At 69.3% G+C, this 24,478-nt stretch carries 22 protein-coding genes and 1 tRNA gene; 15 read left to right on the plus strand and 8 right to left on the minus strand.

Features of this window, described 5'->3' with window-relative positions:
• Entirely contained in the window at nt 1-1,512 is a 1,512-nt protein-coding gene (locus tag ACSQ89_RS05230) for a cryptochrome/photolyase family protein (RefSeq protein ID WP_436293754.1), read from the minus strand.
• Here ACSQ89_RS05230 and ACSQ89_RS05235 point away from each other — a divergent pair.
• From ACSQ89_RS05235 to ACSQ89_RS05260, 6 genes are read left to right on the plus strand one after another with little or no spacing between them, the layout of a single operon-like run.
• Nucleotides 1,511-2,110 carry a YqgE/AlgH family protein gene (locus ACSQ89_RS05235; RefSeq protein ID WP_093109560.1) on the plus strand — a complete coding sequence of 200 codons (600 nt, stop codon included), beginning with the start codon at nt 1,511-1,513 and terminating at the stop codon, nt 2,108-2,110. The genes ACSQ89_RS05230 and ACSQ89_RS05235 overlap by 2 nt on opposite strands.
• Nucleotides 2,111-2,121: 11 nt before the next feature.
• Nucleotides 2,122-2,544, plus strand: a complete 423-nt coding sequence (ruvX, locus tag ACSQ89_RS05240) for a Holliday junction resolvase RuvX (RefSeq protein ID WP_436296135.1) — start codon at nt 2,122-2,124, stop codon at nt 2,542-2,544.
• The gene (pyrR, locus tag ACSQ89_RS05245) at nt 2,541-3,035 is read left to right on the plus strand and encodes a bifunctional pyr operon transcriptional regulator/uracil phosphoribosyltransferase PyrR (protein ID WP_093109561.1); all 495 of its coding nucleotides are present in this window, start codon (nt 2,541-2,543) and stop codon (nt 3,033-3,035) included. Before ruvX ends, pyrR begins: the two co-directional genes overlap by 4 nt.
• Nucleotides 3,035-3,997, plus strand: a complete 963-nt coding sequence (locus tag ACSQ89_RS05250; RefSeq protein WP_093109562.1) for an aspartate carbamoyltransferase catalytic subunit — start codon at nt 3,035-3,037, stop codon at nt 3,995-3,997. The genes pyrR and ACSQ89_RS05250 overlap by 1 nt, the downstream gene beginning before the upstream one ends.
• On the plus strand, nt 3,994-5,265 hold the full coding sequence (locus ACSQ89_RS05255) for a dihydroorotase (RefSeq protein WP_436293752.1): 1,272 nt from the start codon (nt 3,994-3,996) through the stop codon (nt 5,263-5,265). The genes ACSQ89_RS05250 and ACSQ89_RS05255 overlap by 4 nt, the downstream gene beginning before the upstream one ends.
• 18 nt (nt 5,266-5,283) lie before the next feature.
• Nucleotides 5,284-6,027 carry a lysophospholipid acyltransferase family protein gene (locus ACSQ89_RS05260; protein ID WP_093109564.1) on the plus strand — a complete coding sequence of 248 codons (744 nt, stop codon included), beginning with the start codon at nt 5,284-5,286 and terminating at the stop codon, nt 6,025-6,027.
• A gap of 154 nt (nt 6,028-6,181) precedes the next feature.
• Here the strand turns inward: ACSQ89_RS05260 and ACSQ89_RS05265 are convergent, their stop codons facing one another.
• Nucleotides 6,182-7,573: a PLP-dependent aminotransferase family protein gene (locus ACSQ89_RS05265; protein ID WP_093109565.1), complete on the minus strand. Its 1,392-nt coding sequence runs from the start codon at nt 7,571-7,573 to the stop codon at nt 6,182-6,184.
• 346 nt (nt 7,574-7,919) lie between these two features.
• Between ACSQ89_RS05265 and ACSQ89_RS05270 the strand changes: the two genes are divergently transcribed.
• From ACSQ89_RS05270 to ACSQ89_RS05305, 8 genes are read left to right on the plus strand one after another with little or no spacing between them, the layout of a single operon-like run.
• Nucleotides 7,920-8,402 carry an MSMEG_0572/Sll0783 family nitrogen starvation response protein gene (locus ACSQ89_RS05270; RefSeq protein ID WP_436293751.1) on the plus strand — a complete coding sequence of 161 codons (483 nt, stop codon included), beginning with the start codon at nt 7,920-7,922 and terminating at the stop codon, nt 8,400-8,402.
• Nucleotides 8,403-8,416: 14 nt separating this feature from the next.
• Nucleotides 8,417-9,472 carry a Nit6803 family nitrilase gene (locus ACSQ89_RS05275; protein ID WP_436293750.1) on the plus strand — a complete coding sequence of 352 codons (1,056 nt, stop codon included), beginning with the start codon at nt 8,417-8,419 and terminating at the stop codon, nt 9,470-9,472.
• Nucleotides 9,435-10,505, plus strand: a complete 1,071-nt coding sequence (locus tag ACSQ89_RS05280; protein WP_436293827.1) for an MSMEG_0568 family radical SAM protein — start codon at nt 9,435-9,437, stop codon at nt 10,503-10,505. Before ACSQ89_RS05275 ends, ACSQ89_RS05280 begins: the two co-directional genes overlap by 38 nt.
• 2 nt (nt 10,506-10,507) lie before the next feature.
• Entirely contained in the window at nt 10,508-11,068 is a 561-nt protein-coding gene (locus ACSQ89_RS05285; RefSeq protein WP_093109569.1) for an MSMEG_0567/Sll0786 family nitrogen starvation N-acetyltransferase, read from the plus strand.
• Nucleotides 11,065-12,066, plus strand: coding sequence for a sll0787 family AIR synthase-like protein (locus tag ACSQ89_RS05290; RefSeq protein ID WP_436293749.1), 1,002 nt, complete (start codon nt 11,065-11,067; stop codon nt 12,064-12,066). The genes ACSQ89_RS05285 and ACSQ89_RS05290 overlap by 4 nt, the downstream gene beginning before the upstream one ends.
• On the plus strand, nt 12,059-13,231 hold the full coding sequence (locus ACSQ89_RS05295; protein WP_436293748.1) for an MSMEG_0565 family glycosyltransferase: 1,173 nt from the start codon (nt 12,059-12,061) through the stop codon (nt 13,229-13,231). Before ACSQ89_RS05290 ends, ACSQ89_RS05295 begins: the two co-directional genes overlap by 8 nt.
• Nucleotides 13,232-13,244: 13 nt before the next feature.
• Nucleotides 13,245-13,529 carry an MSMEG_0570 family nitrogen starvation response protein gene (locus ACSQ89_RS05300; protein ID WP_436293747.1) on the plus strand — a complete coding sequence of 95 codons (285 nt, stop codon included), beginning with the start codon at nt 13,245-13,247 and terminating at the stop codon, nt 13,527-13,529.
• 32 nt (nt 13,530-13,561) lie between these two features.
• Entirely contained in the window at nt 13,562-14,845 is a 1,284-nt protein-coding gene (locus ACSQ89_RS05305; protein WP_436293746.1) for an MSMEG_0569 family flavin-dependent oxidoreductase, read from the plus strand.
• A 12-nt stretch (nt 14,846-14,857) separates the two neighbouring features.
• On the opposite strand, the gene ACSQ89_RS05310 is transcribed toward ACSQ89_RS05305, so the two are convergent.
• Nucleotides 14,858-15,928 carry an NUDIX domain-containing protein gene (locus ACSQ89_RS05310; RefSeq protein WP_436293745.1) on the minus strand — a complete coding sequence of 357 codons (1,071 nt, stop codon included), beginning with the start codon at nt 15,926-15,928 and terminating at the stop codon, nt 14,858-14,860.
• A gap of 331 nt (nt 15,929-16,259) precedes the next feature.
• On the opposite strand from ACSQ89_RS05310, the gene ACSQ89_RS05315 reads away from it, so the two are divergent.
• The gene (locus ACSQ89_RS05315; protein ID WP_436293744.1) at nt 16,260-16,403 is read left to right on the plus strand and encodes a hypothetical protein; all 144 of its coding nucleotides are present in this window, start codon (nt 16,260-16,262) and stop codon (nt 16,401-16,403) included.
• Nucleotides 16,404-16,436: 33 nt separating this feature from the next.
• Here ACSQ89_RS05315 and ACSQ89_RS05320 read toward each other — a convergent pair whose 3' ends face one another.
• From ACSQ89_RS05320 to ACSQ89_RS05340, 5 genes are all read right to left on the minus strand, one after another.
• Nucleotides 16,437-16,655 carry a hypothetical protein gene (locus ACSQ89_RS05320; RefSeq protein WP_436293743.1) on the minus strand — a complete coding sequence of 73 codons (219 nt, stop codon included), beginning with the start codon at nt 16,653-16,655 and terminating at the stop codon, nt 16,437-16,439.
• Between the two features lie 767 nt (nt 16,656-17,422).
• Nucleotides 17,423-17,497: transfer RNA gene (locus ACSQ89_RS05325), tRNA-Arg, on the minus strand.
• 24 nt (nt 17,498-17,521) lie between these two features.
• Complete coding sequence (locus tag ACSQ89_RS05330) at nt 17,522-21,577, minus strand: translocation/assembly module TamB domain-containing protein (RefSeq protein WP_436293742.1); 4,056 nt, start codon at nt 21,575-21,577, stop codon at nt 17,522-17,524.
• Between the two features lies 1 nt (nt 21,578).
• A complete protein-coding gene (locus ACSQ89_RS05335) occupies nt 21,579-23,471 on the minus strand; it encodes an autotransporter assembly complex protein TamA (RefSeq protein ID WP_093109578.1) in 1,893 nt (630 codons plus the stop codon).
• Between the two features lie 65 nt (nt 23,472-23,536).
• Nucleotides 23,537-24,457 (minus strand): 2OG-Fe(II) oxygenase, encoded by a 921-nt coding sequence (locus tag ACSQ89_RS05340; protein ID WP_093109579.1) that lies wholly within the window; start codon nt 24,455-24,457, stop codon nt 23,537-23,539.
• Between the last annotated feature and the right edge of the window lie 21 nt (nt 24,458-24,478).

Consider the following 24,478-nt stretch of genomic DNA (forward strand, 5'->3'; position numbering starts at 1 on the left):
TCAGGCGCTGCCCTTTCTCTTGTCGAGCGCCTGGCGCACCACCCCATAGCGCTGCAGCGTCCGCTCCCGCGCTTCGGCGTGGTCGACGATCGGCTTCGGATAGTTCTCGCCCAGCTTCACCCCGGCCGCTTCCAGCTCCAGCGGCTTGGCGGTCCATGGCGCGTGGATCGCCGCGTTGGGCAGCTTCGCGAGCTGCGGCAGGTAGCGGCGGATGAACTTGCCTTCGGGGTCGAAGCGCTCGCTTTGCGCCACGGGATTGAAGATCCGGAAGTAGGGCTGCGCATCGCAGCCGCTGGAGCTCGCCCACTGCCAGCCGCCGTTGTTCGACGACAGCTCGAAGTCGTTGAGGTGCAGCGCGAAGTAGCGCTCGCCGCGCCGCCAGTCCAGCCCGAGGTCCTTGCACAGAAAGCTGGCCGCCACCATGCGCACCCGGTTGTGCATGTAGCCGCTCTGGTTGATTTGCGCCATCGCGGCGTCGACCAGCGGGTAGCCGGTCTGGCCCTGGCACCAGGCGTCGAACAGCAGGTCGGCGTGCTTGCCGTGATGCCACTGGATCTTGTCGTACTCCGGCCTGAAGCTGCGCGACTCGCCGCCCTCGGCCACATGCGGATGGTGGGCCAGGATCTGAAAATAGAAGTCGCGCCAGATCAGCTCGCCGAGCCAGGTCGCGGCGCCCGCGCCGCCCTGCTGCGAGAGCTGGTGCGCCATGCCCGCGAGCTGCCGGATCGAGACCGTGCCGAAGCGCAGGTGGACGCCCAGGTAGCTGGGGCCGCGCACCGCGGGGTAGTCGCGCGCCGTGTCGTAGCGGTCGATGCGCTGGAAGAAGTCGCCCACCAGTGCGGCGGCGCCCTGGCTGCCGGTCGGGATGTCGAGCTCGGCCAGATTGCTGGGCTCGAAGCCGATCTCCGCCAGTGTCGGCACCGGCGCGCTGAATTTCTCCGGCGCGGGCGCGAGCGCATCGGCGTAGCCGCGCACGGGGTAGGGCTTCAGATAGAAGGCATCGACCTTGGCCAGCCAGGCGCGCCTGTAGGGCGTGAATACCGTGTAAGGCTGGCCGGTCTGGGTCAGCAGCTCGTCGCGTTCGAAGACGGCCTGGTCCTTGTGGGTGTGGAAGGCGATGCCGGCATTGGCGAGCGCGCCGAAAACCTTGGCGTCGCGCGCGAGGGCGTCGGGCTCGTCGTCGCGGTTCGCGAACACGGCCTGCACATCCAGCGCGCGCGCCAGCGGCGCGATTTCGTCCTCGGCCACCGCGTGGCGCACGATCAGCCCGCCGCCCAGCGCGCGCAGCTCGGCATCGAGCTCGACCAGCGATTCGCGGATGAATTCCACGCGCCGGTCCACGCGCGGCAGCGCATCGAGGATCGCGCGGTCGAAGACAAACACGCAGACCACTTGCCGGCAATTGCGCAGCGCGTGGTAGAGCGCCGCGTTGTCGTCCACCCGGAGGTCGCGGCGGAACCACATCAGGCCCTTGGGATAGCTTTTGTCGACGGCCAGTAAAATCGGCGGCATGGCCTCCGATTCTGCCCCGATGAACCTCACGCATCACTTCCTGATTGCGATGCCGGGGCTGGAAGACAAGGCCTTCAGCCGCAGCGTGGTCTACCTCTGCGAACACAGCGAGCGCGGCGCGCTCGGCCTGGTGATCAACAAGCCCAGCGACATCAATCTCAAGGTGCTGTTCGAGAAGATCGAGCTCCACCTCTCGCGCCCCGAGCTCGGCAGCGCGCCCGTGTTCCAGGGCGGCCCGGTGCAGACCGAGCGCGGCTTCGTGCTGCATGAGCCGGTGTTCTCCGATGCCGAGAGGCCCAACGAATCCGTCTACGCCTCGACCATGACCATTCCCGGCGGGCTGGAGATGACCACTTCCAAGGACGTGCTGGAGGCCCTGGCCACCGGCGCCGGCCCGCGCAAGGTGCTGGTCTCGCTCGGCTACGCGGCCTGGGGCGAGGGCCAGCTCGAATCCGAACTGGCCGAGAACAGCTGGCTCACGGTGGTTGCCGACCCGGCGGTGATCTTCGACACGCCGATCGAGCAGCGCTACGACCGGGCCCTGTCGCTGCTGGGCCTCGAGGCCTGGACGCTGTCGCCCGACGCGGGGCATGCGTGAGGGTTTTGGCGATGCCTGACAGCGCTGCCCCTCCTGCTTCCGTTCCCTCCCATTTCCAAAGCTTCCTGGCCTTCGACTTCGGGCAGAAGCGCACCGGTGTTGCGAGCGGCAGCCGGCTGTTGAAGAGCGCCACGCCGCAAGCCACCATCAAGGCCGAGGGCGACGCACGCTTTGCCCAGGTCGAAGCCCGCATCCGCGAGTGGCAGCCCGACGCTCTGGTAGTCGGCGTTCCCTACCACCCCGACGGCGCGCCGCACGACAACACCCGGGCCGCCCAGCGCTTCGCCCGCCAGCTGAGAGGCCGCTTCGGGCTGCCCGTCTACGAGGTCGACGAGCGCTACAGCACAACCGAGGCGCTGGCCTCGGGTGCGCGCGATGCCGATGCCGCGTCGGCCTGCATCATTCTTGAACAGTTCCTGAGGAGCCTTCCGTGAACTCCATTCCCGACGCCGAAGCGCTCTACCTCGAGCTGCTGCGCGGCGTGAAATCCCTGATGCGGCCCGACACCCGCCCGGTCGGCATCACCTCCGGCGGTGCCTGGCTGGTCGAGCGGCTGCAGAAGGACTTGGGGCTGCCGGGCGCGCCCGGCACCATCTCCTCGGCCATGCACCGCGACGACTTCGCGCGCCGGGGCCTGGCCGCGAGCGCGCAGACCCATCTGCCCTTCGACGTCAATGGAGCCGACGTGCTGCTGCTCGACGACGTGCTCTACACCGGCCGCACCCTGCGCGCGGTGCTCAACGAGCTGTTCGACTTCGGCCGGCCAGCCTGCGTGCGGCTGGCGGTGCTGGTCGACCGCGGCGGGCGCGAGCTGCCGGTGGCGGCCGACTTCGCCGCGGCCAAGCTCGAGCTACCCGCCGAGCAATCGCTCGCCCTCGCGCATGACGACAAAGGCGTATTCAGCTTCAAAGTGGAAAAAGCCTGATGCTCTATAAACGCAACCCCCAACTCAACAAGAACGGTGAGCTGATCCACCTGCTCTCGATCGAGGGTCTGCCGAAGGACATCGTCACCCACATCCTCGACACCGCCGCCAACTTCACCAGCGTGAGCGACCGCGAGGTGAAGAAGGTGCCGCTACTGCGCGGCAAGAGCGTGTTCAACCTCTTCTTCGAGAACTCGACCCGCACCCGCACTACCTTCGAGATCGCGGCCAAGCGGCTGTCGGCCGACGTCATCAACCTCGACATCGCGCGCTCGTCGGCGACCAAGGGCGAATCGCTGCTCGACACCATCGCCAACCTGAGCGCGATGGCGGCCGACCTGTTCGTGGTGCGCCACAGCGAATCGGGTGCGCCCTACCTGATCGCGCAACATGTCGCCCCGCACGTGCACGTGGTGAATGCCGGCGACGGCCGCCACGCGCACCCGACGCAGGGGCTGCTCGACATGTACACGATCCGCCACTACAAGAAGGACTTTTCCAACCTCACGGTGGCGATCGTCGGTGACGTGCTGCACTCGCGGGTGGCGCGCTCCGACATCCACGGCCTCACCACGCTGGGCTGCGCCGAGGTGCGCGTGGTCGGCCCCAAGACGCTGGTGCCGGGCGACATGGCGCAGATGGGCGTGCGCGTGTGCCACACGCTCGAGGAAGGCATCAAGGACTGCGACGTGATCATCATGCTGCGGCTGCAGAACGAGCGCATGAGCGGCGCGCTGCTGCCTTCGTCGCAGGAATTCTTCAAGACCTACGGCCTCACGCCCGAGAAGCTGCAGCTCGCCAAGCCCGATGCGATCGTGATGCATCCGGGGCCGATCAACCGCGGCGTCGAGATCGACTCGGCCGTGGTCGACGGCCGGCAGAGCGTGATCCTGCCGCAGGTCACATTCGGCATCGCGGTGCGCATGGCCGTGATGAGCATCGTCGCCGGAAACGAAGCATGAAAATCCTGATCACCAATGGGCGCGTCATCGATCCTGCGTCGGGCATCGACCGCCAGGCCGACGTGGCCATCGCCGACGGCAAGGTGCTCGCCATCGGCAGCACACCCGCCGACTTCCGCGCCGACCGCACGCTCGATGCCCAGGGCTGCCTCGTCGTGCCCGGCCTGGTCGACCTGGCCGCGCGGCTGCGCGAACCCGGCTACGAGCACGAAGGCATGCTCGAAAGCGAGATGGCCGCGGCGGTGGCCGGCGGCGTCACCAGCCTGGTCTGCCCGCCCGACACCGACCCCGTGCTCGACGAGCCCGGCCTGGTCGAGATGCTCAAGTTCCGCGCCGAGAAGATGCAGAGCGCGCGCCTGTTCCCGCTCGGCGCGCTCACGCGCGGCCTCGCCGGTGAAGTGCTCACCGAAATGGCCGAGCTCACCGAGGCCGGTTGCATCGGCTTCGGCCAGGCCGACATCCCGCTGGGCAACACGCAGGTGCTGCAGCGCGCGTTGCTCTACGCCAGCACCTTCGGCTACACCGTGTGGCTGCGCCCGCAGGACCGCGACCTGGGCAAGGGCGTGGCCGCCAGCGGCCCGCTCGCCACGCGGCTCGGCTTGGCCGGCGTGCCGGTCGCGGCCGAAACGATCGCGATCTTCACTATCGTCGAACTCATGCGCAGCACCGGCGCGCGCGTGCACCTGTGCCGCCTGTCGAGCGCGGCCGGCGTGGCCCTGGTGCGCGCCGCCAAGGCCGAAGGCCTGCCGCTCAGCTGCGACGTCAGCATCAACTCGCTGCACCTGGCCGACACCGACATCGGCTACTTCGACAGCCGCGCGCGGCTCAACCCGCCGCTGCGCCAGCAGCGCGACCGCGATGCACTTTCCGCCGGGCTGGCCGACGGCACCATCGACGCGCTGGTGTCCGATCACACGCCGGTGGAGGCCGATGCCAAGACCTTGCCTTTCGCCGAAAGCGAGCCGGGCGCGACGGGGCTCGAACTGCTGCTGCCGCTGGCCTTGCAATGGGGCGAGCAGAGCGGCGCCGGACTGGCGCGCGCGATCGAGGTCGTGAGCGCGGCGCCGGCAAAGCTGATCGGCGTCGAGGAAGCGGGCCGGCTGTCGCCGGGCCTGGCCGCCGACCTCTGCGTCGTCGATCCCGCGCTCGAATGGCAGGTACGGCCCGAGGCGCTGCGCAGCCAGGGCAAGCACACGCCCTTCGGCGGCTACGCGCTGCGCGGGCAGGCGCGCTTCACGCTGGTGGGCGGACGGCTGGTCCACGGCTGACCGGGGGAACACCGCGCGATGCAGGCCCTGTCCGCCTTCTTGAAGCTGGTGCGCGCCCTGGCTCACGCGCATGTCGGCTGGTGGACCATCCGCAGCCAATTCCACAAGCTCTCGCCCGCGGAGCGCGAGCAGCGCGTGCAGCAGTGGGCCGAGCGCATGCTGACCCTGATGGGCATCCGCCTCGTGGTGCAGGGCACGCCGCCGACCCACGGGCCGGTGCTGATGGTGAGCAACCACCTCTCGTGGCTCGACATCCTCGCCATCCACGCGGCGCGCCACGTGCGTTTCGTCTCCAAGGCGAACGTGCAGTACTGGCCGCTGATCGGCACGCTGTCGAACGGTGCCGGCTCTCTGTATATCGAGCGCGAACGCCGCCGCGATGCGCTGCGCGTGGTGCACCACATGACCGAGGCGCTGAAGAACGGCGACCTGATCGCGGTGTTCCCCGAGGGCACTACCAGCGACGGCAGCAGCGTGCTGCCCTTCCACGCTAACCTGCTGCAGGCCGCCATCTCCTCGGGCGCGCCGGTGCAGCCCATCGCGCTGCGTTTTGCCGATGCCGCCACCGGCGAAACCAGCCAGGCGCCGCGCTACATCGACGACGACAACCTGGCCAGCTCGCTGTGGCAGGTGCTGAAGGCGCCGCCGCTGCTGGCGATCGTGCGCTTCGGCGAGCCCCAGCCTGCCTGGGGCCGCGATCGCCGCGCCTGGGCGCTTTCGCTGCATGCCGACGTGCAGGCGCTGCGCCGCCAGACGCACTGAGCAGCCAGCAAAAAAACAGCGCCCCGTTGGGCGCTGTGCAACGGCGCCGTAGCGCCGGGAGGAGGAACTGAATGTGCAAGCAGGTTAGCCGTCGCTCCCCTCCCGCCCTGCCGGAGAAGGCAATGCGCGCACGTGGGCGTTGGCCTACAGGGCGCTACATCACCGTGGCGTGCGGATGCAGCGGATGGGCCAGCGTGTCGGCGATCAGGCGCAGCGCGTGGTCGCACGCCTCCCGCGACATCGGCCCGCCGAGGCAGATGCGCACCGCCTCCGGCGGGGTGCCGTCGGTGGAGAAGGCTGCGCTGGCGACCACGCCGACGTTCTGCGTGCGCAGGTAGGAAGCGAACTCGACCGGGCTCCAGGCGGAGGAAAGCGGCAGCCACAGATGGAAGCCCTCGCTCTGCGCGGCGATGCCGTGCGCGCCCAGGTGCCGGCTGGCCAGGGCCTGCCGGACGGTGGACTCGGCGCGGATGGCCTGCAGCATGGCGTCGGCCGTGCCGTCTTCCACCCACAGCGTGGTCAGCGCGTTCGTGATGGGCGATGACATCACGGTGGTCGCGCGCATCGCGCCGGCCAGCCGCTGCGACTGCCGCGCGCCGGGGGAGCGCACGTAGGCGCTGCGCAGGCCCGCGCCCAGGGTCTTCGAGAAGCCGGTGATGTAGTAGGTCAGTTCCGGCGCCAGGGTGGCGATGGCGGGCGGCACCTGCCGCGGCAGCATCGCGTAGGCGTCGTCCTCGATGATCGGAATGGCGTAGCGCAGCGCGATGTCGGCCAGCGCCTCGCGGCGTGCGCGCGACATGGTGGCCGTGGTCGGGTTGTTGAGCGTGGGGTTGCAGTACAGCGCCTTCGGTCGCAGCGTCTTGCAGGCATGCTCGAAGGACTCGCCCATCGGCCCCTCCTCGTCGAGCGGCAGGGCATGCAGCTGGATGCCGAGCTGGGTCGCGATCGCCTTCACGCCGGGGTAGGTCAGCGCTTCCACGCAGATCAGCTCGCCCGGTCGCGCGAGCTGCGAGAACAGCGCGGTGAGCACGCTGTGGATGCCGGGGCACACGAGGATCTGGTCCAGCCGGCAATCGGGAACGCGGGGCCGGATCCACTGCATGCCGGCTTCGCGGTCGCGCGCCGTGCCGCCGAAGTCCTGATAGCGCAGCAGTTCGTACATGCCGGCTTCGGCCATGACGCGGCCGGCGCTCTCGCTCATTCGTTCCAACAGCGCCGCATCCTGCGGCTCGGGCGGCAGGTTCATCGTCATTTCGGCGCCGCCACCGCCGCGCAGTGGAAGGCTCGGGCTGCCGCCGCGGATGAAGGTGCCGGTGCCCGAGCGCGAATCGATCAGCCCGCGCTTGCGCGCCTCTGCATAGCCGCGTGCAACGGTCGTGTAGTTGAGATGCAGATCGGCCGCCAGGTCGCGCAGCGTGGGCAGCTTGTCGCGCGCGATCAGGCGGCCGGTGCGGATGTCGTCGGCGATCAGGTCGGCCAGCAGCAGGTAGGCCGGCTTGTTGCTGCTCTCCAGGCGCTTTTGCCATTGCTGGGTGGTCTTGCTCATGGGGTGGTTGATCGCATGGGTTGATTGCATGGGCGCAGCACATTCGACGCATGAAGCGTGCCGGGCTTCTCTGGCCCGGATGCATTGATCGCGTGCATGCAGGTCCATTGATCGGGTGCATTGATTGCATGGCGGGTGCCTCAATCGAGTGCAAAAGCGGCCACCTGAAACTCGTTCGGCGGCCCTTTGGCGGGCCTAGGAATTTTTTTGCCGGGCCCCAGGCCGCACCGCTTCTCGTTGATCGCGACTTGATCGCAAACAGGCCGCCGGCCAGTGGCACAGAGCGTGCGAAATCGAAGGGCGCGCAACCCACCGATCAACGTCTTTTCCTCTACCGGAGTACCTCATGCCCAAAGTCCTCAAACCCGCGAACGCCGCCGGCGAACACCTCGTCGACTACGAAGAAAAAGTCTTCGAAGACGTGAAGGCAGAAGCGGGCGAGAAAGCGCTCGTCACCTTCCACACGGTCGCCTTCGAAGGCTCGATCGGCTTCGTCAACCTGCTGCAGGCCACGCGCCTCAAGCGCAAGGGCTTCGAGACTTCCATCCTGCTGTACGGCCCCGGCGTCACGCTGGGCGTGCAGCGCGGCTTTCCGACGCTCGGCGACGAAGCTTTTCCGGGCCACCAGAACTTCAACAAGCAGATCACCAAGTTCATGGAAGAGGGCGGCAAGGTCTACGCCTGCCGCTTCGCGCTGCAGGCGCTGTACGGCCATGGCGAAGGCGCGCTGATCCCGGGCATCACGCCGATCAATCCGCTCGACGTGCTCGACATCATCCTGCTGCATCGCAAGGCCAACGCCTTTATTTTGGACACCTGGACGCTGTGAACCGGGGCGCTGCCATGTCGACACCACGCATCGTCCGGGCCGCTGCGATTCAGATCGCGCCCGATTTCGAGAACCCCGACGGCACAGTCAACAAGGTCTGCGAGGCCATCGACGAAGCCGCGGCCAAAGGCGCGCAGCTCGCGGTCTTCCCCGAGACCTTCGTGCCCTACTACCCGTACTTCTCCTTCGTGCAGCCGCCGGTACAGCAGGGCCCGGCCCATCTGCGGCTGATGGAGCGGGCGGTCGTGGTGCCGGGCCCGGTGACGGACGCGGTGGCCGAACGGGCCAGGGCGCGCGGCGTGGTCGTGGTGCTGGGCGTGAACGAGCGCGACCACGGCAGCCTCTACAACACGCAGCTCGTCTTCGACGCCGACGGCCGCCTTGCGCTCAAGCGCCGCAAGATCACGCCGACGTACCACGAACGCATGATCTGGGGCCAGGGCGACGGCGCCGGGCTCAAGGTGGTCGACACGCGGGTCGGCCGCGTCGGCGCGCTGGCCTGCTGGGAGCACTACAACCCGCTGGCGCGCTACAGCCTGATGGCGCAGCACGAAGAGATCCACTGCGCGCAGTTCCCCGGCTCGCTGGTCGGGCCGATCTTCGCGGAGCAGATGGAGGTCACGATCCGCCATCACGCCCTGGAGTCGGGCTGCTTCGTGGTCAATGCCACGGGCTGGTTGGCCGACGAACAGATCCGCGCCGTCACGCCCGACGAAGGCCTGCAGAAGGCGCTGCGCGGCGGCTGCCACACGGCCATTGTCTCGCCCGAAGGCAAGCACCTGGCGCCGCCGCTCACCGAGGGCGAGGGCATGGTGATCGCCGACCTCGACATGGCCTTGATTGCCAAGCGCAAGCGAATGATGGATTCGGTCGGCCACTACGCGCGGCCCGAGCTCCTTAGCCTGGCGCTGAACGACCGCCCCGCCACGACCACGCAGCCCATGCACGGCACGCCCGCATCGGGCACTTCATCCAACGACACCGGGAGCACCCGCCATGACCACGAGCGAAACCCCATCGAGCCGGCAACTGATGACCGAGCTGCAGTCCTTCGGCTTGCGGCTGGCTGATCCGGGCGCCGGCGCGGCCAGCCGCCGCGGCGGCGCGGGGCCGTCGGACCACAAGGCCATCACAGTCGACGGCCACACGATCATGGTGCCGGTCCACACCTCGAGCGCGTGGAACTCGCCGTTCACGGCGCAGGCGCCGGATGCGGAAGGCCGCAGCACCCTCACGCGCGGTAGCATCCCGATCGCGCGCATCAGCTTTCCGAAGCAGCCGCGCTTCTATGCCATGCAGACCTTCGACGGCGTGCCGTACTCGCACATCGCGACGCTGCACGGCTCGGACGTGCTGGCCACCACCGTGCTGCAGACCTGCATCCGCTACGAGAGCCGGAAGAAGAGCTGCAAGTTCTGTGCGATCGGCCAGTCGCTCGCGGCGGGACGGACCATCGCGCGCAAGACGCCCGAACAGCTGGCCGAGGTCGCGCGCGCCGCGGTGCTGCTCGATGGCGTCAAGCACATGGTGCTGACCACCGGAACGCCGAACGCCACCGACCGCGGCGCGCAGATCCTCTGCGAGAGCGCCTTCGCGATCAAGGCGGCGGTGGACATTCCGATCCAGGGCCAGTGCGAGCCGCCCGACGACGACCAGTGGTTCCATCGCATGAAGGCCGCGGGCATCGACTCGCTGGGCATGCACCTCGAAGTGGTGACGCCCGAAGTGCGCGAGCGCGTGATGCCTGGCAAGGCCAGCGTGCCGGTCGCGCGCTACATGAGCGCCTTCGAGGCGGCGGTCGGCGTGTTCGGCCGGGGGCAGGTCAGCACCTACATCCTGGCCGGGCTGGGCGACACGCGCGAAGCGATCCTGGAGATCTGCGACCGCCTGCTGGTGCTCGGCGTCTATCCCTTCGTGGTGCCCTTCGTGCCGATCAGCGGGACGCCGCTGGAAGACCATCCTGCGCCCTCGCCGGAGTTCATGAAATCGATCCTGCAACCGCTCGGCCGCAGCTTGGGCGAAGCCAATCTCCGGTCCAGCGACATCAAGGCCGGCTGCGGCAAGTGCGGCGCCTGCTCGTCGCTGTCGGTCTACGAAAGCTGAACATGCCCTGCATCCTCGATGACGTCGTCGAACCGGCCTTGCAGTACGCGCCGGTCGAGTTCCTCGTGCGCGAGGCCGCGCAGGCCTGGGAGCGCGACGAGGCGCATGCCTTGCGCCGCGCCGTCTTCTGCATCGAGCAAGGCATCTTCGCCGGCGACGACCGCGATGCGATCGATGCGCAGGCCCAGCTGCTGGTGGCCATGTCCTGCCTCGGCGGCATGCCCGACCAGGTGGTGGGCACGGTGCGCATCCACGAAGCGGCGCCGGGCCTCTGGTGGGGCTCGCGGCTGGCGGTGCATCCCTCGTTCCGCAGCCAGGGGCACCTGGGCGCGACGCTGATCCGGCTGGCCGTGTCGCGCGCGCATGCGCAGGGCTGCGAGACTTTTCTTGCGCATGTGCAGTCGCAGAACGTGGCGCTCTTCCACAAGCTGCACTGGCGCTCGCTCGGCGAACTGGCCATCCACGGACGGCCGCACACCGAGATGCAGGCGGAGCTGGACTTCTATCCGCCTTGCCACGATGCCGTGAGCGGTTTCGTGTCGCGTCGCAAGGGCACCGCATGACAAGCCTGGCCGAGATCGTTGCCGAGCTGCGCGCGAGCCGCGGCTTCGCGCACAAGCGCGATATCTCCGATATCGTGTCGGCGCTCGGCCAGGCGCTGCCGGGCGGCGCTGCCGACCTGTCGCAGGTGGTGCCGCTGGGCGACGACTGCGCGGCCATTCCCGACGGCCAGGGCGGCTATCTGCTCTTCGCCATCGAAGGCCTGGTCGAGGACTTCATCGAACGCATGCCCTGGTTCGCGGGCTACTGCGCGGTGATGGTCAACGTGAGCGACATCTACGCGATGGGCGGCCGGCCGACGGCTGTCGTCGATGCGCTCTGGAGCGCCGGCATGGACCCGGCGGACCAGATGCTCAAGGGCATGGCCGAGGCCTCGGCGAAATACGCGGTGCCGATCGTCGGCGGCCACAGCAACAATCGCAGCACGCGCCCGCAATTGGCGGTGGCGATCCTGGGCCGCGCGCGGAAGCTGCTGACCAGCTTCTCCGCGCGCCCCGGCGACCAGCTCGTGATGGCCGTCGATCTGCGCGGCGCCTACGAGGAGCCCTTCCCCTACTGGAACGCATCGACCCGCGCCCCGGCCGCGCGGCTGCGCGGCGATCTGGAGCTGCTGCCGCAGCTGGCGGAAGCGGGCCTTTGCGATGCCGCCAAGGACATCAGCATGGCCGGTGCCGTGGGCACGGCGCTGATGCTGCTCGAATGCTCGCAGGCCGGCGCAGTGATCGACCTGGACGCTATGCCGCGTCCCGCCGGCGTGCCCCTGCTGCGCTGGCTGAGCTCCTTCCCCAGCTACGGCTTCATCCTCAGCGTGCGCCCCGAGAAGCTTGCCGGCGTGCTGGCCCGCTTTGCCGCGCGCGACCTCGCCTGTGCCGTGGTGGGCGACGTCAACGACACGCGCACGCTGGTGCTCAAGCAGGGCGCCGAGCGCGAACTGTTCTGGGACCTGAACCGCGACGCCTTCATCTGCGAGGCTGCCGATGCGCAGGTGCTCCATGCGTGACGAAGGCCGCACGCAGGCGCCGCTGAAGATCGGCCTGCTCACGCATTCGGTCAACCCGCGCGGCGGCGTGGTGCACACGATCGAGCTCGCCCATGCCCTGCACGATGCCGGCCACCAGGTCACGGTGATGGCGCCGGCCGCACCGGGCCAGAACTTCTTCCGGCCCGTGCGTTGCGCCACCGAACTGGTGCCGGTCGCCGGCGCGTCGCGCAACATGGTGGAGATGGTCGGCCAGCGCATCGAGGCCTATGTCTCGCACCTCTCGGCCTTGCTGCAGCACACCCGCTTCGACGTGCTGCACTGCCACGACGGCATCGGCGGCAACGCGCTGGCCACCCTGCGCGAACGCGGACTGATCGACGGCTTCGTGCGCACCGTCCACCATCTCGACGATTTCGCTGACGCGCAGCTGATGCGCTGGCAGCAGCGCTCGGTCACCGAAGCCAGCCAGGTGTTCTGCCTGAGCCGCCAGTGGCACGAGGTGCTGGCGAAGCAGCACGGCATCGACGCATCGGAGGTATGGAACGGCATCGACACCCGGCGCTTCACGCCCGTGCCCGAAGCGGGCGATGCAGCGCTGGCGCGCAGGCTCGGCATTCGCACGGATGCGCCGGTGCTGCTCGCCGTGGGCGGCGTCGAGAAACGCAAGAACACGCTGCGCCTGCTGCAGGCCTTCATCCGGCTGCGCGCCACGCGGCCCGATCTCCAGCTCGTGGTGGCCGGCGGCGCGAGCCTGCTGGACCACGCGAAGTACGCGCACGACTTCGCCGCGCTGGTGCGGGCCGCCGAGCTGCCGACCGGCCCTCTTCAGCCGCTCCTGATCACCGGCCCGCTGGCCGATGCCGAGATGCCCGGCCTCTACCGGCTGGCCGACGCGGTGGCGATGCCCTCGGTGCGCGAAGGCTTCGGCCTGGTCGTGCTCGAGGCGCTGGCCAGCGGCGTGCCGGTCGTGGTCTCGCGCATCGCGCCCTTCACCGAGTATCTGGACGCGGAGGACTGCAGCTGGGCCGATCCCCTCGACCCGGAATCCATCGCCCGCGCGATCGCGGCCGCATTGGACAGTGCATCACCCGATCGGATTGCCCGGTCCTCGGAACGTCTTGCCCGCCGTTTCAGTTGGGCCACGAGCGCCGAGCGCCATGTCGCGCTCTACCGACGCCGTTGAAGGGAGAAACACCATGCCCGTCATGCATTTCAACGTGCGCTGGCCCGACCAGAGCGAGACGCGCTGCTATTCGCCTTCGCTCGTGGTGCAGGACTACCTGATCCCCGGCCAGCGCTACGCGCTCGGCGATTTCGTGGCCCGCGTGCGCGAGGCGCTGGTCATCGCTTCCGAGCGGGTGCGCGCCAAGTACGGCTTCGCCTGTTCGCAGGCGATGGACCAGCTGGCCGAGATCGAGGCCATCGCCCTGCGCTTCGGCGGCGAGCCCGATGCGCAGGTCACCGTGATCGCCTTCGATTGACCTCTCTTCGCCTCCTTTTCGAGATGCCCCACATGCCCACCACTTCAAGCACCCACTACAGCATCATCATCGTCGGCGGCGGCCAGGCCGGCCTCGCGATGAGTCACTGCCTGCAGCAGCGCGCCATCGACCACCTGGTGATCGAGAAGCGCAGCCTGGTCCACACCTGGCGCACGCAGCGCTGGGATTCCTTCTGCCTGGTCACGCCCAACTGGCAGTGCAATCTGCCCGGCTGGTCCTACACCGGCAGCGATCCGCACGGCTTCATGGTCAAGGACGAGCTCAATGCCTGGCTGGCCGGCTTCGTCGAGCAGGTGCAGGCGCCCGCGCTCGAAGGCGTGAGCGTCAACAAGGTCTCGCGCGCCGGCGAGGCGGATCGCTTCACGGTCGAGACCAGCGCCGGCCGCTTCACCGCCGACCAGGTGGTGGTGGCCTCCGGCGGGTACCACAAGCCGGTGGTGCCGCGCATGGCCGAGCGCCTGCCCTCGTCGGTGGTGCAGTACCACTCGGCGCAGTACCGCAATCCGGCGCAGCTGCCCGAGGGCGCGGTGCTGGTGGTGGGTTGCGGGCAGTCGGGCGCGCAGATCGCCGAAGACCTGCACCTCGCCGGCCGCAAGGTGTTCCTGGCCACCGGCAATGCGCCGCGCTGCGCGCGCTTCTACCGCGGCAAGGACGTGGTCGACTGGCTGGCCGACATGAACTACTACGACATGCCGGTCACCGAGCATCCGCTGCGCGAAGGCGTGCGCGACAACACCAACCACTACGTGACCGGCCGCGACGGCGGGCGTGACATCGACCTGCGCCGCTTCGCGCTGGAGGGCATGGAGCTCTACGGCCTGTTGACCGGGCTCGACGGCGACCTGCTGCAGTTCCAGCCCAACCTGCGCGAGCACCTGGATCATGCGGACCAGGTCTTCAACAGCATCAATGCGTCGATCGACAAGTTCATCGCCGGCAACGGCATCGATGCGCCGCCGGGCGTTCCTTACGTGCCGGTGTGGGAGCCCGCCGAGGAACGGGCCACGCTGAGCCTGCGCGCGTCGGGCATCACGAGCGTGCTGTGGTGCATCGGCTTCCTGCCCGACTTCGCCTGGGTCGATGCGCCGGTGTTCAACGGGCGCGGCGAGCCGATGCACCTGCGCGGCGTGACGCAGCAGGCCGGGCTCTATTTCCTCGGACTGCCGTGGCTGCACACCTGGGGCTCGGGTCGTTTCTCCGGCGTGGCGCGCGATGCACTCTACCTGGCCGAGCAGATCGAAGCCCTGCAGCGCGGGCGCGCGAGCGCGCCGCTCGCGGCCGAAGCGCTCGCCTGAAGCGAAGAAGGCTCAGGCCAGCGCGGCCGGCCGGGGCAGCAGCCCGAGGAAGTGATCGAGCATCTGGAAGTGGTCGTCCAGGAACTGCTCTTCGCGCGCGCACAGTTCGCCGATCGGCACCCACTCGACGGCCTCGGCGTCGTCGTCCGCGCGCACCGCCGGCAGCTCGCGATCGCCCAGATCGAAGAAATGCCCGTGGGTGATGGTGCGGCCGCGCTGGCTGCGATCGGGGCGGTCGAAGACCTCGGTGCTGGCCAGGCAGGCGAGCAGCGTGGCGGCCGGAAGATCGAGGTGCGTTTCTTCCTCGAGTTCGCGCAGCGCGGACTGCAGCGTGGTCTCGCGCTGTTCGAGAAAGCCGCCCGGCACCGCGGCCAGGCCCTTGCCCGGCGCATGGCCGCGGCGGATCAGCAGCGCGTGGTCGCGGCATTTCACGACGCAATCGACCGTGACCAGCACCACCGGGTAAGGCGATGCGGCCCATGACTCGTCGTGCTGTCGGAGGATCTCCCACTCCTGCGCAAGCTGGCCGAACAGCGGCGCGGCCATCCATGCGCGCAGGAAGGCGAGAGTGCTCGCCGGCACGGCGCGGGCCAGCGTTTGCGGCGCGTCCTTCGCGTTGCCGAAGATCGCGGCGCGCACCGCGTTCGCACTCGCGGTGTGAACGCGCTCCACCGCTTGCAGCGTCCAGCCTTCGAAGCCGTGGAGGTAGTCGCGCGTGGCGTCCTTGACGTGGCCGATCAGCACGGTCGACGAGGGCAGGGATGCACCTTGCGCGGAGAGCGCCGCATCGATCTCCTGCCGCACCTCGGCGAACCAGCGCTCGTCGTCGAAGTGGTCACGCATCGGCACGAAGAGCACGCGCTCGCGGTCGGCCCCCGGCAGTGCAAGGCGGATCATCTCCGCGCGCTCCTGCCAGCTGAAGGGGTTCTTCGGCGAACGCGCCTGGAAGGCGGAGCCGATCACCACCGCCACGCGTGGTGCCGCTTCGAGCGCCTTCTTCAGCAGGGCCTGGTGGGCGTTGTGGAAGGGCTGGAAGCGGCCGATGAGGACGGCGAGGTCGTGTGCTGCGGGGGGGGCGGTCATGGGCGAATTCTGGCAGCCGTTGCTGTCGCCTCCGCGGTGCCCCGGTGCATTGCAGCCATGTGCGTCATGACAAAGCGCCTATGGAGCCATGAATACTTAAGGCGTACTCTCAGATGCAATAGCCAGCGCGCCCTTGTCGGATGAGGCGATACGGCCGAACTGGGGTTGGAAAGGACAAAGCGACATGGGGTCACCAGCAGAGATGTGCAAGAGACTTCAACGGTTGTTTGCCTGGATGTTCCTGCTGGCGACGATCTCGCTGTCCAGCTTGGTCGGGGTTGAGATTGTCTTTCCACCTCCGCCCATAGCCCCTCCGCCAGAGCGTTCACTCTTGGATCTCCTCGAGTTCGATCTGCCCGACCCGCAGCTGCTGGCTGTCGTTGTGGCGCTGGTCTTGGAAGTTGCGTCATTCGCCGGCCTGACGATCACGACGCTGCTGGATTGGCTGGACATTCGCCACCACCGCTCTGCCTAGTCGGCAAGTGCCCCTCGACAGGCTTCGGGCCGGTTAGAGACCCGCTCGGATTCTCTTAGCCGATGACGGAATCGGTTCATTCGCCTCGCGGTCAATGTCACTGCACAGCGCCTCGTCAAGGACGGGCTCCTCCCCGTGGAGCAGTCGTGTTCGGGCCGCAAGCACTACAGCCTTGTGCACGGCCTCCGGCAAGGTGCGTCCGTTCAGATAGTCGGCGATCAAGGCTTCGGCGGCTGCAAAGAAAAGGGACATGGCATATCTCCCCCGGCCCCTGTGGGCGCAGCACTGAGTAGACCTCAGCGGCGAGCGCCTGGCCGATCCGGCGTGCCAGTTTCCCCCGGCCGTCAGGACCGCTCAAGGCCGTCCTGAAGCTTGGTGAAGGCGCCCCACAGCCTCTTACAGACGAGGGTCGCTACTCAAGAAAGCTGGCCCGTATCTGGTCCCCTGCGGTCCCATCTTCGGTGCCATAGCCATCGCCGAGCGCAGCGCACTCGGTGACTACACATTCAGCAAAGGTCCGCACAGCGGGCGGGACCGGTTCACCAGCCTTCAGGAGGCCAGCCATCACAGCCAGCTCTTCGAAAACCTCGGCGGGGTCTCGATTTGGTTCCATGATCGAATATTAGGTCGCAGCCGCGATGGCTTCCACAGGTGAATGACCTTAAAAAGGAAGTTCACGTGCTCCCCAGTGGCTCGACGCGCCCTTGGAGAATTGGTAGGCGGCTTCCTAAGCCCGGCTTAAGTTTGCCGCCCTACGCTTGGAACTGACAGTCAGTCGGCGCTGGTAGAGGTTGCTTCGGCGCCCGCCCTTGACGGGCGGTTCCTCGATGCCGGCGGCTGTCGCGAATTCCAACGCGCGGGCATAAAAAGTCGGCCACCCGAATGCGCACGCTTCGTAGGCTTGCGTGGCCCCGAACTGCGAGGGCATCAGACCAAGCGACTCAGCTTCACTTGCACGCGGGGCGTCGCCCCGCGCTTGTCCCGGCCGTCAAACGATATCAATCAAATCAACAACTTACTGGTGCCCTCGACAGGAATCGAACCTGTATCTGAGTCTTAGGAGGACCCCGTTCTATCCATTGAACTACGAGGACGAAGGCGATGGCGACTTTACCAGTTCAGTCGTACTTCACCGTGTAGATCAGGTCGATCCCGCTCTGCTGGCCGGCCTGGCCGCGCAGGGTCAGGCGGCGGGTCAGGTCGTAGAAGATGAACAGCGAGCCGAGGGTGCCCGAGAGGCTGCGCTCGTAGGTGACGTAGAAATCCTGGGAGATGCGCTTGCCCACCGTGACGGCCGATTCGCGCAGGTCGCCGCCGCTGCCCGGGCCCTTGAAGCCGATTTCGTCGAGGCCGAAGCGGCTCGCGAGCCCGCCGCCGGTGCCGCCCTTGCCGAGCCCGCCCAGCAAGGCCAGCGCGGCCTGCTGCAGCAGCACCGATTCGCCGCCGCTGGTGGCCGAGGCGCGGCCCAGCACCACCCACGACAGCGTCTCCGCGTCCGACAGCGTGGGCTCGGAATACAGCCGCACGCGTGGCGTCTGTGCGGTGCCGCTGATCTGGACGCCGGCGCGCTGCGAGATGTTGGGCCGGATCGCGAGGATGTCGAGTGCCGGATTGTCGAAGGGGCCGTTGAAGCGCGCCACGCCGGTTTCCACGTCCAGCCGCTGGCCGTAGGCGCGGTACTGGCCCTTGACGGTCCTGACCTCGCCCGTGATGCGCGGCGGCGCGTTCAACGCGGTGCTGCGGATGTCGAGCTTGCCCTCCAGCCGCGTGGTGAGGCCGCGCCCCTGCACCGCGAAATCATTGCCGAGATCGAAGTTGACCGCGATGTCGGGCGGCTTCGCGGTCTGCGCCTTGGCCACCTGCGCATCGTCGCGCACCGCCTGGCGCCGGGTGGCTTCGGCGGCCTCGCGGTCCTTGGCGGCCGAGCGCACCACCACGTCGCTGCCGAGGCCGGGCGCGGTCTCGTCGGGCAGGATGACGACGGCGCGGTCGGTCTTGAGGTTGCCGCGCACGCTGAACTGGCCGCCGTCGAGCCGCGCTTGCAGGTCGCCCGAGAGCGTGACCTGGCGGTCGCTGCGCACCAGCATGCGCAGCGCGCGCAGCTGGGCCTGCATGGCCATGCGGATGCCGGTGCCGGCGGCCGGCGCCGCGCCCCAGCTGAGCTCGCCGCGCGCCGAGAGCGTGCCGCCATCGCTCGCGGCCTCGCTGGCCGCAGTGCTGAGGTTGCCGCTCTGGCCCGGGATGCGCGCGCTGCTGCCGGTGCCGCCCTTGAGCGTGAACTCGGTGATCTCGATGCGCTCGCCGGTGAGCGTCGCGCGCAGGCGCCCGTCGCGCAGGTCCAGCCCCTCGACCAGCGCGCGCAGCGCGAGCTTGTCGGCGCCGAGCGTGCCGTTCCAGCGCGGCAGCGCGCGATTGCCAGAGAGTGCGGCGTCGGCCTCCAGCGTGCCGGCCACGCGCCAGCCCGGCGGCGCCAGCATCGACCAGACGCCGAGATTGGGCAGGCGCGCCGTCACGCGGCCGGCCAGCGGCGCATCGGCCGCCCATTGCCAGCCGCCCGCGCGCTGCTGCACGCGCGTGCTGGCTTCGGCGTTGATCTGGCCGGCGCGCTCGCTGTCCCAGGCCAGGCCGGCGCGCACGGTATCGCCCTCGGCATCGAGCCGCAGCTCGGCCTGGCGCAGGCCGGCCGGCGTGCTCGGGCCGTCGCCGGCCGCGTTCATGCTGCGTTCGCTCGCGCTGCCGGTGCCGCGGCTCGTGATGCGCGTGACCAGCGCGGCCTCGCCGGCCTGCACGCGGATGTCGCCGCTTTCGCGCCTGAGCCGGGCGCGCGCGCGCAGCGCATCGCCGGCATCGATGTCCCAGTCGCCGTTGAACAGCAGGTCGCCGCTGATGCCGACCTCGGCCAGCGCGGCGCCACCGCCCAGCGCCTCGGCCCAGGCCATCGGCAGGCCCTGCAGGCGGCCCTTCGATTGCAGGCGGAAGGCGCGGTTGGAGGCGCCGCCGCGGTGGCTGTAGCGCTGGGGTTCCCACTCGATGCGCACGGTGCCGGGCGCCGGTCCGCGCAGCGTGGCGGCCGCGGCGGAGGCCTCCACGTCGAGGCGGTCGGCCGTGCCGCTGCGCAGGGTGGCGCTGACGGTGCGGCTCAGCTCCACGGTCCAGGGGCCGGTGCTGGCGGCGGCGCTGTCCTGCATCTGCGCGCGCAAGCTGGCGACCGCGACGCGCCACTGCTTCGCCCGCTCCAGGCCGCCGCTGGCGCGCGTGTCGAGCGTGAACTTCTGCGTGCCGCTGCGGGCCTCGCCCTTCAAGTCCAGCGTGGCCTGCGCCAGGCTGCCGGCGAGTTCGGCGCGCAGCTCGCGCAGCAGCACGGTGGCCGCGGGCCCGTTGGCGGGCGGCGCCAGACGCAGGTCCAGGCGCGGCACGGACAGGTTGGCTTTCAGCGTGGGCTCGGCCGAGCCGCGCGGCGCCGGTTCGCTGGCGTTCTGCAGGCGCCGCTGCACGGCTTGCCAGCCGCCTTGCCAACTGGCATCGAGCCGCGCGCTGCCTTGCGCCGTCATGCCTGCGAACACGGCCGAGAGCCCGGGCAGGCGCTCGACCCAGGCCTGCAGCGCGGCCGCATCGTCGACCTGGGCCTTGATCTCGCCGCCGCCGCTGGCCGGCGCGATGCGGCCTTGCACCTGGGCGCCGCCGCCCGGCATCGCAAGCTTCAAGTCGCCGCTCGCGGCCTGGTCTGCGACGCGCACCTGCAGCTTGCCTTCGACGCTGGCGTTCGATGCCTCGATGCGCAGCGTGCGCAGCTCCAGCACCTGCGCCTGCGCCTGCCACTGGCCGCGCGCCAGCGCGCGGTCGAGGCGCAGGCCTTCCATCGCCTTGCTGCCGGCGCCGCCCTCGGCCTGCAGCGCCACGTCGAATATCAGCGCTTCGCCGCGCTGCTCGGCATTGATGCTGCCGCTCACCGGTGCGCCGGCAAGCTCGGTATGCAGCGCGCCGGGACGCACGCTGCGCACCTTCGCGCGCGCTTGCCACGGCGCGGGTGCGGGGCTCCAGCGGCCCTCGGCCTCGATGCGGCCGCCGCCGGCGCGCACGGTCGCCTGGGGCAGGGTCCAGGTCGTGCCGTCGAAGCTGGCGCGCGCCTCGATCCGCTCGACGGGCAGCTTGCCGGTGTCCCAGGGGCCGGGCTCGGCGTTGCGGATGTCGGCGCTGGCCTGCCAGATCGTGGCGGCGCCTGTGCTGCCCGCGTCGGGGCCGGCCTCGACCTTGCCGCTCAGCAGCGTGGCCGGCGCCTCGGGCCACAGGCGGGCCAAGTCGACGTTCTGCAGATCGGCCTTGGCGTCGATCACGGGCTGCGGCAGCCAGGGCGCGATGTGGGCGTCGAGCTGCGCCTGCATCGGCGCCGCCGTGCTGTCTTCGGCCGGCTCCAGTTGCGCCGCCACCGCGAGCCGCGCATCGGCGCCGGCGAGCGTGCCTTTCACCGTCGCCTGGGCCAGCACGTCGATGCCGCGGTCCTCGGCCAGCGGGGCGCGCACCCGGCCGTCGAGCGCGGCATCGATTGCCATCGGCGCCGGACCCTGCAGCTTGACGCGCGCGCTGTAGTGGCCGTCGGCGATGTCCACGCCGCTCACCTCGAGTTGATGCTCGGCGCCGGCATAGCGGTAGCTGCCGGCCAGCTGGGTGGCCTGCAGCGCGGGCGGGCCGACCCAGCGCAGTTCGTCGATGCGGAAGGGCAGCTCGACCTCGACCGGCAGCACGATCTGCTCCAGGGGCTCGAGCGGCTTGTCGTCGACCGGGCCGCGACGCTCGATGAGCAGCTGCGCCGCATGCACTTCGCCGAGCTGCACCTTGCGCTTCAGCAGCGGCGCCAACTGCCAGCCGATCTTCGCCTCGTGCACTTCTACCGCCAGCGCTTCGCTCTGCCAGCGCAGCCAGCCGATGCGCCCGCCCGCGCGCAGCGAGCCCGTGACTTCGCGGCTTTCCAGTGTCTGGCCCGCGGGCAGGTAGCGCGCGGCGCGCGCGAGTGCGAAGGCCAGCGATTCGTTCGAGCCCAGCCACCACCAGGCGCCGGCCGTGAGCCCCGCCACCAGCACGACCAGGCCGAGGAGGCTCCAGGCCAGTGCGCGCAGCGCACGGCGGCCGAGCGAGCGCTTCGGCGACGGGGCGGGGGACTGCGTCTGTTCCTGCATTTCAGAAGGTGAAGCCCAGCCGCAGGTGCAGCCTGAATCTCTTCGTGTCCACGCCGTAGGCCAGGTCGGCCTGCACCGGTCCCACCGGGCTGCGCCAGCGCGCGCCCACGCCGACGCCGACCTTGGCCTTGAGTTCGCCGGGCTTGTCGGCCACGGCACCGGCATCGACGAACACCGTGCTCTCCCATTCGGTCATCTTTCCGCGATAGACGAAGGGGCGCTGCCATTCGACGCTGGCGACCCCGAGGTAGCGGCCGGCGACGATCTGGCCGTCGCTGCGCACGGTGCCGATCTGGCGGTAGCTGTAGCCGCGCACCGTGGTGTCGCCGCCGGTCAGGTACATCAGCGTGGAGGGGATCTGCGCGCGATCCTGGGCCACCAGGGCGCCGGCCTCGGCGCGCAGCTGGATGCGGCCGCTGCGGGCCTGAGTCCCGTCGTCGCTCTTCACGGTGCCGAGCGGCACGATGCCGAGCCAGCGCCCGTAGACGCGCGTGAAGGGCAGGTGCTCGCCGGTCAGCGTGTAGCCGAGGCCGAGCTCCAGCGCCAGGCCGTGGCCGCGCGTCGGTGCGCCCGCGTTGTCGAAGTAGCGGCCGGTCCAGCCCCAGTTGACGCTCAGCGCCGAGGCCGACGGCGGTGCGGCGATGCCGCGGTTCTGCGTGTAGTCGTACTGCAGGAAGTAGTTGAAGTCGATGTGGTCGCCGGCTTTGCTGCGTCCGCCGCGCAGCCGGCCGCTGTCGACCTTGTAGCTGCCGGAGGTTTCGTTCTTCAGCAGACCCGAGCCGAACAAGCGCCACCCCTTGTCGTCGGGGATCGCGTTCCACTCGGTGCCCAGCGACTTGGTTTCGCGGTCCACCGAGAGCTTGGAGACGGCGCGCCAGCCGAGCAGCGGCATGCGGTTGTGGATGTGGTCGATCGAAAGCCGCGGCCCGCTGTCGGTGGTGAAGCCGACGCCCAGCACCACCTTCTGCAGCGGCGCTTCGCGCAATTGGGCGATGACCGGCGCCCACAGCGGGTTGGTGCCGTCGGTGTCGAGGGTCAGGAAGACGGAGTCGTAGTAGCCGCTGCTCGCGAGGCGCTGCTGCGCATCGAGCAGCTTCTGCTGGTCGTAGTCGCTGCCGGTGGGTATGCGCGCGATCCGGCGCGTGCCGTCGGCGTCGTAGCGCTCGCTGCCGCGCACGTCCAGCGGGCCGAAGCGGTAGGCCGGGCCGGACTGGTAGTTGAGGCTGAGCTTGGCCTCGCTGCGGTCGGCGTCGATTTCGGCGCGGCTCGCGCTGATGCTGCCGGTGGGGAAACGCTTGGCCGTCAGACTGCGCAGCGTGGCGGCCTTGGCGTTGTCCCAGGCCAGCTGGGTGAAGGGTTGGCCGGCGCGCAGCGGCCAGTCGGTGCGGATCGTGTCGCGCTGGGTCTCGGCCGCGGCGTCGCTCTCGATCGGCCCGCCGAAGCCGATCTGCACGTTGGCGACGCGCGTGAGTTCGCCGGGCTCGACCGTGATCGTCACCTCGCGCGGCGCCTTGGCTTCAGGCGTCTCGCGCAGTTCCAGCGTGAGCGTGGGCGTGAAGTAGCCGAGGGTGCCGAGCAGCTCGCGTGCGTTTCCTTCGGCGGCCACCATCAGGCGCGAGAGTTCGGCCGCGCCGAGATCGTCGAGCTGGCGGTAGCGCTGGATTTCGAGATTGCGCACGAGGTAGTCGCGCACCGTGTCGGGCGCCTTCACCTCCACCGTGAACGCGTCGCGCTGCGATGCCGGCCTGTCGCTGCTGGTTACCGGGCTCGCGGCAGTTTGCGTTTCCGCCGGCTCGCTCTTCGGCAGCAGGCTGCACCCTTGCAACAGAAGGGTGCCTGCACAAAAGAACGCCGGCATCCACGCCGGCGCGAGAGAGCGAACCACCCTGAGCATGCAGCCATTTTGACAGCATGCGCAGAGGGCGCCCTCGACGGGCGGGGGAGCGCGGGGCTCCTTTTTCAGGCGCGCCCGCTGACCTTTCGCGCCAGCAGCCAGACCACAGGCGGCGTCAGCATGCGGGCCAGCGCCTTGACGCGGTCGACGCGGTGCGTCTTCATGAAGACCGAGGCCGATTCGTCCCCGTGCTGCTTGCCGGCGAGCGGGCTGGTGTAGTAGTAGGCGGCGACCGAACGGCGCGGCCGTCCGTCCGGCGCCTGCAGCGGCTTGGTGTGGCCGTGGTAGCTCGCGGGGCCGTGCGGCAGCACGATGGTGCGGCCGAACTCGGGCTGCACGGTGGTCACGCAGCGGTCCTGCTTCTTGTCCCAGAGTTCGAGCCCGGAACCCCAGGCCGGGTCCCATCCCTTGTTGAGGTAGGTGATGAAGACCATCTCGTTCTTCAGCCCCAGATGCCGGTGACGGTTGAAGTCGCGGTGCACGGCGAAGGTTGCGCCGGTCCTGCTTTCGTGCAGCCCGCCGCCGAACAGCTTGGGATCGGGCAGCAGGTAGTCGACGCCGCTGAGCGACGACAGCCAGTCGATGAACCAGCCTGAATTGATGATGTCGAAGTACAGCTGCGAGGCCGGGCCCAGCGCCACGCCGAGCACCGAGCGGCGCGTCGATTCGTACTGGGTCTTGATGTCGGCCCAGCCGCCGTCGGGAAGCATGTCGAACTCTTCGGCCACGAGCTCCAGCAGGGTCGGGTGGAAGATGTTCTCGAGAACCAGGTGCGGGAACGGCGAGGCGGCCAGCAACTTCTGGTGCAGGCGTTCGCGCTGCTCGGGTGCAAAAAGGGAGCGGTCGACGAGCTCGGCACGTGGCAGGCGCATGCCGCGGATGCTGATGAAATCGGCCGGTGGCTGGAATCGCGCTTCCAGCAATGCGCCGGCCAAAGGCTGCTCGAGTACCGGGGAGTCCAGCGGAAAAGAAAGCACGGCAGACATGGCACACCTCCTGCGGACGCA

This window comes from Variovorax sp. LjRoot175, from assembly GCF_964253805.1.
In the GTDB taxonomy this organism is placed as follows: Bacteria; Pseudomonadota; Gammaproteobacteria; order Burkholderiales; family Burkholderiaceae_C; genus Variovorax.